11 protein-coding genes are annotated in these 12,801 nt (G+C 63.2%); 10 read left to right on the top strand and 1 reads right to left on the bottom strand.

The genetic code is table 11. The annotated features are described in order from the left end of the window. The first annotated feature begins 192 nt into the window (after positions 1–192). Together KYC_RS15000 and KYC_RS14995 are read left to right on the top strand one after the other, a co-directional pair. Positions 193–1,722: an arylsulfatase gene (locus tag KYC_RS15000; protein ID WP_008163703.1), complete on the top strand. Its 1,530-nt coding sequence runs from the start codon at positions 193–195 to the stop codon at positions 1,720–1,722. Between the two features lie 229 nt (positions 1,723–1,951). Next, complete coding sequence (locus KYC_RS14995) at positions 1,952–2,752, top strand: hypothetical protein (protein ID WP_043518494.1); 801 nt, start codon at positions 1,952–1,954, stop codon at positions 2,750–2,752. On the opposite strand, the gene KYC_RS14990 is transcribed toward KYC_RS14995, so the two are convergent. Further along, complete coding sequence (locus KYC_RS14990) at positions 2,745–4,010, bottom strand: cation:proton antiporter (protein WP_008163698.1); 1,266 nt, start codon at positions 4,008–4,010, stop codon at positions 2,745–2,747. The genes KYC_RS14995 and KYC_RS14990 overlap by 8 nt on opposite strands. 343 nt (positions 4,011–4,353) lie before the next feature. Here KYC_RS14990 and KYC_RS14985 point away from each other — a divergent pair, with 343 nt between their 5' ends. From KYC_RS14985 to KYC_RS14950, 8 genes are read left to right on the top strand one after another with little or no spacing between them, the layout of a single operon-like run. Continuing rightward, positions 4,354–5,496 carry a formylglycine-generating enzyme family protein gene (locus tag KYC_RS14985; protein WP_043518492.1) on the top strand — a complete coding sequence of 381 codons (1,143 nt, stop codon included), beginning with the start codon at positions 4,354–4,356 and terminating at the stop codon, positions 5,494–5,496. 45 nt (positions 5,497–5,541) lie between these two features. Continuing rightward, complete coding sequence (locus KYC_RS14980; protein ID WP_008163691.1) at positions 5,542–6,501, top strand: AAA family ATPase; 960 nt, start codon at positions 5,542–5,544, stop codon at positions 6,499–6,501. A 9-nt stretch (positions 6,502–6,510) separates the two neighbouring features. Beyond that, complete coding sequence (locus KYC_RS14975; RefSeq protein WP_008163688.1) at positions 6,511–7,443, top strand: DUF58 domain-containing protein; 933 nt, start codon at positions 6,511–6,513, stop codon at positions 7,441–7,443. Then, positions 7,440–7,931, top strand: coding sequence for a DUF4381 domain-containing protein (locus tag KYC_RS14970; RefSeq protein WP_008163686.1), 492 nt, complete (start codon positions 7,440–7,442; stop codon positions 7,929–7,931). Before KYC_RS14975 ends, KYC_RS14970 begins: the two co-directional genes overlap by 4 nt. After that, the gene (locus tag KYC_RS14965) at positions 7,918–8,925 is read left to right on the top strand and encodes a VWA domain-containing protein (RefSeq protein ID WP_008163684.1); all 1,008 of its coding nucleotides are present in this window, start codon (positions 7,918–7,920) and stop codon (positions 8,923–8,925) included. The genes KYC_RS14970 and KYC_RS14965 overlap by 14 nt, the downstream gene beginning before the upstream one ends. Then, positions 8,916–10,427, top strand: a complete 1,512-nt coding sequence (locus KYC_RS14960; protein ID WP_008163682.1) for a VWA domain-containing protein — start codon at positions 8,916–8,918, stop codon at positions 10,425–10,427. The genes KYC_RS14965 and KYC_RS14960 overlap by 10 nt, the downstream gene beginning before the upstream one ends. After that, a complete protein-coding gene (locus KYC_RS14955) occupies positions 10,424–11,770 on the top strand; it encodes a BatD family protein (RefSeq protein WP_043518490.1) in 1,347 nt (448 codons plus the stop codon). The genes KYC_RS14960 and KYC_RS14955 overlap by 4 nt, the downstream gene beginning before the upstream one ends. After that, positions 11,770–12,798, top strand: coding sequence for an HAD family hydrolase (locus KYC_RS14950; protein WP_043518488.1), 1,029 nt, complete (start codon positions 11,770–11,772; stop codon positions 12,796–12,798). Before KYC_RS14955 ends, KYC_RS14950 begins: the two co-directional genes overlap by 1 nt. Positions 12,799–12,801 lie beyond the last annotated feature (3 nt).

The raw sequence follows: 12,801 nt of genomic DNA, 5'->3' as shown, positions 1-12,801 counted from the left end.
AGGCATTCCCCCTCCGGCCACTGTCCTGGCATATATCCATTGATACACCGGAGAATTGCGGTTAGGCTCTCAGCCAAATGAAAGCTCGTCGCGATGGTGCCCATCGTTGGTTTCCGACTACCGCCTTATCCGCCCTGCGGGCCGCATAGTTGGCTCTCAGGCTGTTGAACCTGTGTTTGTTCGGGGAATGGGATGAAGAGATTTCTGCTTGCCGTGGTTGGCTGGATTCTTGTTCTTGGCGGCACGGCCGCCATGGCGGCTGACGCCAAGAAGCCAAATATCCTGGTCATATGGGGCGATGATGTTGGCATGTACAACATCAGTGCTTACCACCGCGGGCTGATGGGCGGCTCTACACCCAACATAGACAAAATCGCCAAGCAGGGCATGCTGTTTATGGATCACTACGGCCAGGCGTCGTGCACGGCTGGACGGGCGGCCTTTATCACCGGTCAGTACCCCATTCGTGTAGGCCTGGCCACTGTTGGCCTGCCCGGCGCCGAGCAAGGGATGTCGCCCAAGGATCCCACCTTGGCCAGCCTGCTCAAACCGTATGGTTATGCCACCGGTCAATTCGGCAAGAATCACCTGGGCGACCGCGACGAGCATCTGCCAACCAACAACGGCTTCGATGAATTCTTCGGCATTCTCTATCACCTGAATGCAGGCGAATACATGGAGGAATATGACTTTCCTAAAGACCCCCAGGTTGCCAAGCAATTTGCGCAGCGTGGCATGATTCATTCCTGGGCGCTCCCGGACGGAAAGCAAAAAATCGAAGATAAGGGCCCGTTCGGTCGAGAGCGTCAGCGCAACCTGGAATGGGAAATTCTTGCCGAGTCCAAGCGGTTTATCACCGATGCGGTAAAGGCGGATAAGCCATTTTTCGTGTGGCATAACACGACACGGATGCACTACCGGACGAATCTTTCAGACAAGTATCTCGGGAAGAGCGGCTATGGCGTCTATGCAGATGGAATGATGGAGCTCGATGATGTGGTGGGCGAGCTTATGAAGCTGCTTGAGGAGCTGGGCGTCGCAGACAACACCGTGATTATGTTCTCGACTGACAACGGAGCGGCGTCAAACAGCTGGCCCGACGGCGGCAATCAGCCTTTTCGAGGAGAGAAGGGCGTAGGGGGTTACGAAGGCGGGTTCAAGGTGCCGATGATGGTGAAATGGCCTGGCGTAATTCCTCCCGGATCGACGACCGCAGAATTCATGACGATGGAAGACTGGCTGCCAACGATCATGGCGCAGCTGGGCGAACCGGAACTGAAAAAGAAACTGCTGACGAGCTTCCCTGCCGGGAACAAGCGTTACGAGAAAATCCATCTGGACGGATATGATCAAACAGCCATGATCACGGGTAAAGGCCCGTCGCAACGCAAGGAGTTTTACTACTTCACTGAAACCACACTGCATGGTGTCCGGTACGGTGACTGGAAGTTCCTGTTCAAGAAGCAAGACAAGTGGTTCAACGGCGTACAGCAAAGCATGGTTACGCCGTTAGTCACGAATCTGAAGGTAGATCCGTTCGAGCGCTTCCATGAAGCACGCGGCTTCGACGAGTGGCAGGAAAACAGGGCGTGGACCTATGCGCCGGCTTTCAACAAGGTGGGAGATCTTGTCCAGTCCTTGAAGGACTACCCTCCGCGCTCAGCAAGTATTGATTTCAATATCGACGATGCATTGAAGGCCCTGACGCCGACCGGGCAGTAGGCTAGAGCCCGCTCGCGATAGGGAGTCTGCGAGCGGGCCTGGCAGGCCGTTGAAAGGGGATGTTGTGAAGAGAAAGACGGCAATTGGCGATTCGTGCCTGGAGCGAACGTGATGACAACTGATCAGTGGCAGAAGCTGCGGGAACCGACGGCAGTGGCGGCGCGTCAGTAGCTGCGCGTTTACGAGCAATGACACGCTGACCGCAGAGGCCAGATCCAGAGGATTAGCATTGCAAAAACTTAGCAGAGAACTTCTATTTGCCGGTTGGAGCGCTCTTTCGACCTTGCCTGTTATTGCGACTGCCGCAGGCGACGCAGATTTGGCAAAGCAGCTCAACAACCCTGTCGCCTCCTTGATCAGCGTTCCTTTCCAATACAACTACGATCATTCCATCGGAGACTACGATGGGCGCCGCAGCACGCTGAATGTACAGCCTGTCATTCCTTTCTCCTTGAGTAAGGATTGGAACCTGATCTCTCGCACAATTGTGCCCTTGATCAGCCAGCACGACGTGGGCCAGTCAGGGAGTTCCGAGCATGGCGTGGGCGATATTGTGCAGAGTATTTTTCTGTCTCCCGTGGAACCTGGCGCTGGCGGCACCATCTGGGGTGTTGGACCTGTATTTCTGTTGCCAACGGCAAGCCGTAGCGCGCTCGGCGCGAAGGCCTGGGGCGCTGGTCCGACGGCGGTCGCGCTGAAGCAGGATGGACCGTGGACTTACGGCCTCTTGGCAAACCATATCTGGGGAATTGGAGACAAGGGAAGGGATGTCAGCAGCACGTTCGCGCAGCCGTTTGTGAATTACACCACTGCCAGTGCCTGGACCACTGCCCTGAATACGGAATCTACCTATGACTGGAAGCGCGGCCAGTGGAGCGTGCCAGTGCATTTGAACCTGACGAAGGTTATGCGAATTGGGGATCAGCCATTCAGTATCGGCGGCGGCCTTCGATACTGGGCTACCTCGCCGGAAGGAGGACCTTCCGGCCTAGGTTTCCGACTGCAATTTACCCTGCTGTTTCCTAAGTAGGTTCTTTGAGTCCCGGCGTCGGCTGCTGGGTCGTAGCGCCTTGGCTCGCTTCTGAATCGCGGAGCCGCAGGGCATATCGCTGCGTCAGGAACGGCGCGCCCAGCGATGTGACCACAACCAGCATCAAGATGACATTCAGCAATGGCTTGTCTATGAGCGGTTGGCCTTGGTCATTGAGCGTGCGATACGCGACTGTCGCTGCCGCGAGCGTAGCGGCGACTTGCGGCAAGGTCAGGCTCCAGACCAATTTGATTTCGTCTCGGCCGTACCCGAACACCAGGCCAATACCGTAGGCCGCGGCGGCCTTTGCCAACAGCAGCGCGAAAAGCAAGCCCAACGCAAGCACGGGATTCATGAAAATAGTCTGCAGCGCCTCCAGCGGTTGCAGCATCATCCCCGTTGCCATGAAGAAAGCGGGGATGAGAAAGGTATCGCTGATCAGCTTCATGACACCGGCGTTGCGGGATTCAGGAGCCGCCTGACGGACCGCAATACCTGCGAGAAACGCGCCCACGATTCCGTCCAGGCCAAACAGCTTGGCGGTTTGGGCTGCGAAGGCGACCGCCAGAAAGAAAACGATGATTCGAGTTTCATCGCGGTGAGCGTGCACCAGGATCTTTCGAATGCACCACGGGCCGCCCAGAACGATGAGTGAAATGAAGATTGCTATCTGAAGCAGTTGAAGCTCGACGGCCGCCAGGGAGAAACCCTTTTCATGCGTAATCAGGCAAATCGCCAGGACCAGCATGGCGGCGATATCGGTGAAAACGGTAGCGCCGCTGGCCGCCATGATGCTGATACGGCGCGCCAAACCGTGCCTGAGTATCATGGGATACGCCAGCAGCGTATGAGACGCGATTAGCGAACCGATCAGCAAAGAGGCGTTGGTCGAGTAACCGCAGACGCTCGCGACGGCGAATCCAGCGCCAAAAGTCATGAAAAAAGTGAGCAGCCCGAAGCAGATCACCTGGGCCTTCGCTTGCTTGAGCAGCGAGAAATCAATGTCGTAGCCGACAAAGAAAAGCAGCAGGCAGACGCCAAGCTCGGAGGCAAGCTCGGTAACCGGCGCTTCGGGCTCCAACAGTCCAAGGCCGGCAGGTCCAAGCAAGAACCCCATGATCAGAAAGCCGATCACCGGGGGAATACGGCCACGTTCGCACAACAGAGGCACGGTCAAAAAGAACAGCAGCCACAAGACGAACCGTGTGAATGGCGCCAGATGGACGAAATATTCGACTGCAGTCTGTGTCCACGACATGGAGATCCTTGACTAATCAGGTTGGTCAAGAGCAGAGGAGGGCGTCCGGCAACCCAGTTCAGGGATTGCAGCGAAGCTAAGTTTAAGAGAACCGGGTGGTGCGTCAAGGTCTTTCCTTGCTTGCCGTGCGCTTTCTCATTTTGGTCATTTCTTTGCCCGATACTCCTTGTCGTTGACCCCGTGTTCTTTGAAATCACCGAGCGCCCCTAGATAAAAAATCCGCCGGTTCCTCGTTTTTCGTATATCGTTCAAACGGAATACGAACGATTTTTCCTTCGCGCAGGAGATACGCGTCCAGTCGCGTCAGAGGTTCCCAGGCACACCCGCATGACGGAGAGCACCAGTGAAACAGCAACTGAAGATCGTATTGGCAGTGACTGCAATCCTTGGCGCAACGGCGGCTATCGGTGCGTACGTGGTGGGAACCAGCAACACGCCGGAGACGTTCTCGCCCAAGTTGGGTGATGGCAAGAACGGGCCAACTGGCATGGCCTGGATACCCGGCACCGACTTCTTGATGGGCAACGACCATCAGATGTCCCAGCCTAACGAGCGTCCTGCGCACAAGGTGCAGGTCAGCGGCTTCTGGATGGACGTCCATGACGTAACCAATGCAGAGTTTCGCCGCTTCGTAGAAGCTACGGGCTACGTCACCACTGCGGAAATGAAGCCACGTTGGGAGGATCTACGGCCGCAATTGCCTCCAGGCACGCCGCGACCGCACGACAGTGAGCTGATTGCGGGGGCCATGGTATTCGTAGGTACTGAAACCGAGGTCTCGCTGCGTGACTATTCGCGTTGGTGGCGCTTCGTGCCCGGCGCCAATTGGCGGCATCCCCAGGGGCCCGGCAGCGACATCGCCGGCAAGGACGAACATCCGGTCGTGCAAGTTTCGTACGAAGATGCCCAGGCCTACGCCAAATGGGCGGGCAAGCGCCTGCCCACTGAAGCCGAATGGGAATTTGCTGCGCGCGGAGGCCTGGAGCAGGCCACCTACACCTGGGGCAATGAGCTCCTGCCGCAAGGCAAGGCCATGGCCAATATCTGGGACACGCAGCAACAGCAGCCGTTTCCCGTCGTCAAGGACGAGAAGATCCAGGTAGGGACGACCCCAGTGGGCAGCTATGCGCCCAATGGCTACGGACTCTACGACATGGCCGGCAATGTCTGGCAGTGGACCGCGGACTGGTATCGCGCGGATGCCTTCCAGATCCAGGCTCAGTTCCGGCAGCCCCCAAAAGACCCCGCAGGCCCAGCCGACAGTTTTGACCCCAGCGACGGCAATGTGCCGGTCTCAGCGCCCAAGCGCGTGACGCGAGGCGGGTCGTTCCTCTGCAGCGATACCTATTGCATCAGCTACCGCGCCAGCGCTCGGCGCGGCACCGACCCGCTCAACCCCATGTCGCATCTCGGCTTCCGGACGGTCATGACGCCGGAGCAATGGAAGCTGGCCAAGGCGCGTCAGGGCAGCGTCGCCAGCCGTTGAGCATCCGCTCCTTGCGAGCGGCCGATCCTGGGGAGGGGAAGAGGCATGGCCAACCGTGACGGCATTCTTGCGCTTGAACAGGCGGTATCCCAGGCGGTGCTCGGCCAAGGGAAAGTGATCCGCAAGATCATCGTGGCGCTGCTGGCGGACGGGCACGTCCTGCTTGAGAGCCTGCCCGGCCTGGCCAAAACGCGGACCGTCAAGGCGCTGGCGGCGCATCTGGCCGCCGAGATGCGCCGCATCCAGTTCACCCCGGACCTGCTGCCTTCGGACATCACCGGAGCCGACGTGCTGCAGCAGGATGCCGAAGGTCGGCACTCGGTGGCGTTCCAGCCCGGCCCGCTGTTCGGCAATCTCATCCTGGCGGACGAAGTCAACCGGGCGCCCGCGAAGGTTCAGTCCGCCCTGCTGGAAGCGATGGAAGAGCGGCAGATCACCGTGGGTGGAGAGACCCGGCCGATGCCGCCCCTGTTCATGGTGCTGGCCACGCAGAATCCGATAGAGCAGGAGGGCACTTATCCCTTGCCGGAAGCCCAGATGGACCGCTTCCTGATGAAAATCAGCTTTGACTATCCGGCCGTCGACGACGAAATGGCGATGCTTGCGCTGCTGCGGCAGCCGCCCGAGGCGCTGGGGGCCGCGATGCGACTCTCCCAGGACGATCTGTTCGCGTGCCGAGCCGAAGCCGCCGCCGTCCATGTCTCGGCGGCAGTCGATCGGTACATCGTCGACCTGGTCAACGCGACGCGCCAACCCGGCGATGCCGATCTGGCCCGCTGGATACAGGTGGGCGCCAGTCCTCGCGGCGCCATTGCGCTGGACCGTGCCGCGCGCGCGCACGCCTGGCTGTCGGGCGCGGACTTCAGTTCGCCCGACGACGTGCGGGAAGTCGCGCACGCGGTGCTGCGCCATCGCCTGCATCTGTCTTACGACGCGGTGGCGGACGGGGTCACTCCCGATGCGGCGATCGACCGCCTGTTGGATACGGTCGCGGTGCCGGCCTGAGGCGAGCCCATGGAAGCGCACCCCGTGCATCCCGCCCTGGCCGAACTCATCGCCCTGGAAGGGAGGATCGCCGGCCTGTCGTTCCGCGCCCTCCAACCGCAGGGCAGCGTGCTGGCCGGATTGCACGGCTCGCGGCTGCGGGGCCGTGGGCTGGATTTTGCCGAACTGCGGCGCTACGTGGCCGGGGACGATCTGCGACAGCTGGACCTTCGGGCCTCGCTGCGCTATGGCAAACCCTATGTCCGCGCCTACAGCGAAGAGCGTGACAGGCCGACGCTGGTGCTGGCAGATCAGCGCATGACGATGTATTTCGGATCGGTGCGTGCATTCAAGTGCGCAGTTTCCGCCCGCCTGGCGGCGAGTGCGGCCTGGATGGCGCTCGGGGCCGGCGACCGGGTGGGCGGCATCGTCTTCGACGATGATGGCCAGCGCAGCTTCAAGCCGCTGCGCAGCCGGGACCGTGTGCGCGCTTTCCTGGCCGAGTTGGTCCGGGCCAACCAGGGACTTTCGGCCGAGCGTCCAGAGCGCTCCCGTGACGATGGCTTGAACGCGGCGCTGCGCGCGGCCTTGTCGCAGGCGCCGCACGATAGCCTGATCTGCATCGTCAGCGACTTTTCCGGCGCCGACGACGACACGTTGCGCTGGCTGCGCCAGTTGGCCTCGCACAACGACGTCGTCGCGGTTCTGGTGTTCGACCCGATGGCGCAGAACATCCCTAGCCGAGGCCGCCTGCTGGTAACCCAGGGAGAGCTGCACCTCGAGATCGCCGTGGGACGCCGGCGCGAACGCCAGCCGCTTGCCAATTTCTTCAGCGGACGGCTGCGCGAGGTGGCCGACCTGCTGCGGCGCAGCCGCGTGCCGCTGCTCAGCATCGACACTGCGCAGGACGAACTGGCGCAATTGCGCCGCGAGCTTGGACGGCAGGCGGGAGCGCGGCCATGAGCGCAGCGCTGCCGGGCCTGGATCAGTTGCGCGAGCTGCCTTTGCCCGCGCCCGTTTCCTATTGGCCGCAGACCTGGGGCTGGGCGGCGCTTGCGTTGCTGCTGGCCGCGGCGACGGGCTGGATGGCGGCGCGCGCGTGGCGCCGATGGCACAGGAACCGCTACCGGCGCGAGGCGCTGTCCGAACTGCGGCGTATCGAGGCCGACGCCGCCGCCGATCCATTGGCGGCGCGCGGGCTGCCGGCGCTGCTCAAGCGCTCCGCGCTGGCAGCACTAGCGCCCGACCGCAACGCGGCGCCTCTGGCGGGCGAGGCCTGGATAGCCTGGCTGGCTCATTGCGGCCCACCGCTGCCCCGCGATGGCGCACAGTTGCTGGCGACCCTGGCCTATGCGCCCGACACGGCGGTGCGCGCGCTGGATCCGGCGGACATTCGCCGCCTGCTTGCCGCCAGCCGGCTCTGGATGGAGCGGCACCATGTGGAGGCTTGAGTATCCCTGGCTGCTGGCCGCGGCCCCGCTTGCGTGGGCCGCCTTTCGCTGGCTGCCGCCCTACGTGCAGCCGCGCAGCGCGCTGCGCATGCCGTTCTTCGACACCATGGCCAGGCTGACGGGCAAGGCCCCCACGCGCCCAGGCGTGCAGGCGGGGCGCGGGCAGCTATGGCTGAACCTGACCGTGTGGCTGCTCCTGGTGCTGGCGCTGGCCCGCCCGCAATGGGTCGAGCCGCCCCTGACCCACACCGAACCGGTGCGCGACATCCTGCTGGCCGTGGACATCTCGCAGTCCATGGACAGCGCCGACTTCCGCGATGCCCAAGGCCGGCCCGCCACCCGCTGGCAGGCCGTCAAGGAGGTGGTGGCGGACTTCATCGCCAAGCGCCACGACGACAGGCTGGGACTGATCGTGTTCGGCTCGGGCGCCTATCCCCAGGCGCCGCTGACCCGGGACCATGCGACCCTAAGCCTGCTGCTGGAGCAAACCTCCGTCGGCATGGCCGGGCCCAATACGGCCATCGGTGACGCTATCGGGTTAGGCATCCGCATGCTGGACGTTGCCCAGGAGCGTGACAAAGTGATGATCCTGCTGACTGACGGCAACGACACTGGCAGCGCGGTGCCGCCGGCGCGGGCGGCCCGGCTCGCCGCCGATCACAAGATCGTCGTGCATACGATCGGCATTGGCGATCCGCAGGCCAGTGGCGAGGACCGCGTGGACTTTGCCGCGCTGCAAGGCATCGCCAACGCCACCGGGGGCCGATTCTTTCGCGCGGGTGATCTTCGGGCACTGCAGGATGTGTACGGCACGCTGGATCGCCTGACGCCGCAGGAAGTGAAGACATTGCGGCACCAACCCAAGCATGAGTATTTTTGGGCGCCCCTAGCGGTGGCGCTTGGCCTGCTGGCGCTCTGGCACATCGCCGCCGCGCTGCGGTCCCGGCTGGGCCCGGACGCGGACGAGGGCAGGGGGAGCGCATCGTGGACCTGAGCGCGTTTCACTTTCTGCGTCCGTGGTTCCTGCTTGGCGTCGCGCTCGCGATAGCGCTGTGGGCGGCCGGACGGGGCCAGCGCGCCGGGTTTGGACGCAATAGCGGAATCGCAACTGGCCTGCTGCCTTACTTGGTTGTGCATACGGCTGGCACGCGCGGCCCGCGCCCGCTTGACATGGTGGCGGCGATGCTCGCGCTGGGTTCGGTGGCGGCGGCGGGCCCGGCCTGGCAGCGGGACGAACCCGAATTCCTGGACAACGTCGCGCCGCTGGTCGTTGCCGTCGACCTGTCCGCAACCATGAACGCCACCGACGTCCCGCCGTCGCGCCTGGAAGCGGCCAAGCATACGGTGCGCGACCTGGCCGCCCGGCGTGCCGGCGCCAGGACAGGCCTGATCGCCTATGCCGGCAGCAGCCATCTGGTGCTGCCTCCCACTGACGACCGCGAGCTGCTCGACCTGTTCGTCCAGGCGCTGTCCACAGATCTCATCGACCGGGACGGACGCGACGTGCCCGGTGTCATCGACCTGACGGCGCAGGTGTTGGCAGCCGAACGCGCGGGCGGCACGCTGCTGCTCATGACAGACGGCGCTCCCGCGCCGGAACAGGTGCGCCAGCGGGCGCAGGCCGCCGACAATCTGCAGACCCTCGTCATGGCGGTCGGCAACACCGAGGCCCAGGGAGGCATCGACGAACCGGCGTTGCGCGCGCTGGCGCGCGCAGCCGATGCGCCGCTGGGCAGCCTGACCGGCACCCCCGATGACCTGGATTGGATCACGCTGCACGCACAGCAGCACTTCGAGTCCGTGCAGGACGCCGACGCAGGTCCGGCACACTGGAAGGACGCGGGATACTGGCTGTGCTGGCCCCTGGCTTTGCTTGCGCTGCTGACGTTGCGGCGCGGCTGGCGGGTAGCATGGCAGGCTTGCGTGTTTGCTGGCGTATTCCTCTTCACCGTGCCGCCGGAGGCCCGCGCCGACGGTCTAGCCGACGTCTTCCTCACGCCCGACCAGCAGGGCCGCCTGGCCTTCGAGCGCGGCGAATACAGCGCAGCGGCCGGCCATTTCCAGGATCCGTATTGGAAGGGCCGCGCAGCCTATTCAGCCGGTGATTACGCCGCGGCATTGACGGCCTTTTCACAGCAGACCACTGCCGAAGCGTACTTTTACGTCGGCAACACGCAAGTCCGGCTGCGCCGCTACGACGCAGCGCTGGGGGCTTATGACAGGGCCCTCGCGCTTAGGCCGGGGTGGGAACCGGCATTGGTGAACCGGGGCATTGTGACGCGACTTTTGGCGGCGATGAGCCAGGAGCAGCAGGGCGACCAGGCCGACCCACCCGATCAGACCATTGCCGACAAGACTGCGAAAGCCGGCGAACTCTCGAAAGTGCAGGTCCAACAGGCGGCGTCGGAGGACATCTGGCTGCGCACGCTGACGCTGTCTCCCGCGCGCTTTCTGCGCAGCAAATTCGCGGTGCAGGACGCGGAGAGGCAACCATGATGCGTCTGGCACGGCAATGCTGCCTGTTATTGGCCTTGGGGATGGCGACGGCGCTGCCGTCGCACGCCCAGGATGCGCCGGTATTGCGCGTGACGGCAAAGGCGCCGGCCAAGGGGCTGACCGGCGCCACCATCGAAATGCATCTGGAGGTCATGACGACCACCTGGTTCCTGCAGCCCCCAGAGCTGCCCAAACTGGACCTGCCCGGCGTGATGGTCACCCCGCCTGCCGGTCATGGCGAGCTGGTTCGCGACGAGCAGGATGGGCTGGCATTGAACGGCTTGCGGTATACGTACCTGATCAGCGCGGAGTCGGCTGGCGCGATACAGATACCCGCTTTGAGCGTGACGGCGCGGCTCGGCCCCGGCGGCGCACCGACAACGGCTGAAAGCGCGCCGCTTTCTATTGAAATCACGGGTGAATCCGGGCCGGCGAAGATCGTCGGAGACCTGACCGTCACGCAGGCTTTCGAGCTGGCGCCTGATCCCATGGTGCAAGGAGGCCGCATTACCCGCAGCGTCACCCAACGCGCAGACGGCGTGCAGCCGATGCTGTTGCCGCCTGCGCCTTTGGAGGACGTGGCAAATTTCAAGCGTTATCCGCGCGAACCGGAAGTCGTAACACTGACGGACGGACGCGGCGGATTCGTGGGCGGGCAGCGGATCGACCGGGCAGACTATGTGGCCGAGGAGGCCGGCCGCTTTACTTTGCCGCCTTTGACCCTGCACTGGACCGATGGCGGCAGCGGTGTGCCTCAGAGCCGGACCTTGCCTGGCCGGGAGGTGAACATCCAGGCCGCGCCCAAGGCGGCGCCGCCTTTTTCGCTGCAAGAGGACCTTGCCAAGTTGCGTCATGGATTGCGCTGGTCACTGCCGGCGTGGGTCATGCCCACGCTCATCGGCATGGCGCTAATGCTGCTGATCCTATGGTTGGGTCGGACGTGGTGGATGCGGCTTGGCCGGTCCGTCGCCGCCGCCGGCAGGCGCGGCAAGGCACGCTGGCTGGCCAGCGAACCGCACTATTGGCTTGAATGGCGCCGCGAGGCCCGCGCCGGACAGCCCGTGCTGAGCGCCTGCTATCGCTGGATACGGCGCATCAGCGGCGAGGTGGCACTGCGCCCAGCGATGGCGTCATTGGAAGAACAAGACAGACTGCTGGCAGAAAACGCACTGCGTCAGATCTACGGAACCGGCGAACACAAGGCGGATTGGCGGGCACGCCTGGCGGCGCGCAGCCGTGTGTGGCGGAAAGCCTGGCGCATCCACAAACGATCTGGCCAAGCATTACCCGACGAACTGAATCCTGTAAACCAGCGGCGCGATGCGCGCAAGGGGAGAAGCTGATGCGGTGTTTCAATGAAACTGAACCGATGCGACGCTGGCTCGCATGGCTGTGGCTCTGCGCGCTGTGCCTGCTCGCGGGCTGCGCGGCGCCGCAAGCCAAGGCGCCCGTTGATCTGCCGTCGTGGGCCGACGGGCCGTCTCGCAGCGCCATCGTTGCATTCGTCAACGCAGTGACGGATCCAAGCAGTCCGGATTTCGTGCCGCAGGAGGAGCGCATCGCGGTCTTCGACAACGATGGCACGCTCTGGAGCGAGCAACCCATGTACTTCGAGGTCCTGTTCGCATTTGACGAGGTTCACGCGCTGGCGCCGTCCCATCCAGAATGGAAGACGCGCCAGCCGTTCAAGGCAGTACTGGAAGGGGACAAGGCTGCGCTCGCCAAGTCGGGCCACGCCGGCATGATGGACCTCATCGTCGCCACTCATACCGGTATGTCCGTTGACCAATTCTCGCAACGCGTTGGCAGTTGGATGCAGAAGGCCCGCCATCCCAGTACCGGCATGCTCTACAACGAGATGACGTACGTTCCGATGCGCCAACTACTGGATTACCTGCGCGCCCACGGCTTCAAGACCTATATCGTGTCGGGCGGTGAGGTCGAGTTCATGCGCCCCTGGACACAGGCCGCTTACGGCATTCCGCCGGAGCAGGTCGTCGGCACCGCACTCGGCACCGAGTTCGTCGACGCGGGCGGGACCTTCCAGCTTATGCGCCTGCCCAAACTGGAGTTCAACGACGACGGACCGGGAAAGCCAGTGGCGATCCAACGCTACATCGGTCGCCGCCCGATCCTGGCCTTCGGGAACTCGGACGGCGACCTGCAGATGCTCCAGTGGACCACAGCAGGTCCAGGAAAACGCTTCGCCGGTCTGGTTCACCACACGGATTCCAAACGGGAGTGGGCCTATGACAGGGACTCTAGCATCGGCCGCTTGGACAAAGCCCTGGACGAAGCGCGCGCCAAGGGCTGGACGATCGTTGATATGCAAAAGGAGTGGAAGCAGATTTACGTGACTGATAAGCCTTGATTG

This window comes from Achromobacter arsenitoxydans SY8 (assembly GCF_000236785.1).
GTDB classification, from domain to species: domain Bacteria; phylum Pseudomonadota; class Gammaproteobacteria; order Burkholderiales; family Burkholderiaceae_B; genus Achromobacter; species Achromobacter arsenitoxydans.
This window is presented reverse-complemented; position numbering and strand designations above follow the sequence as displayed.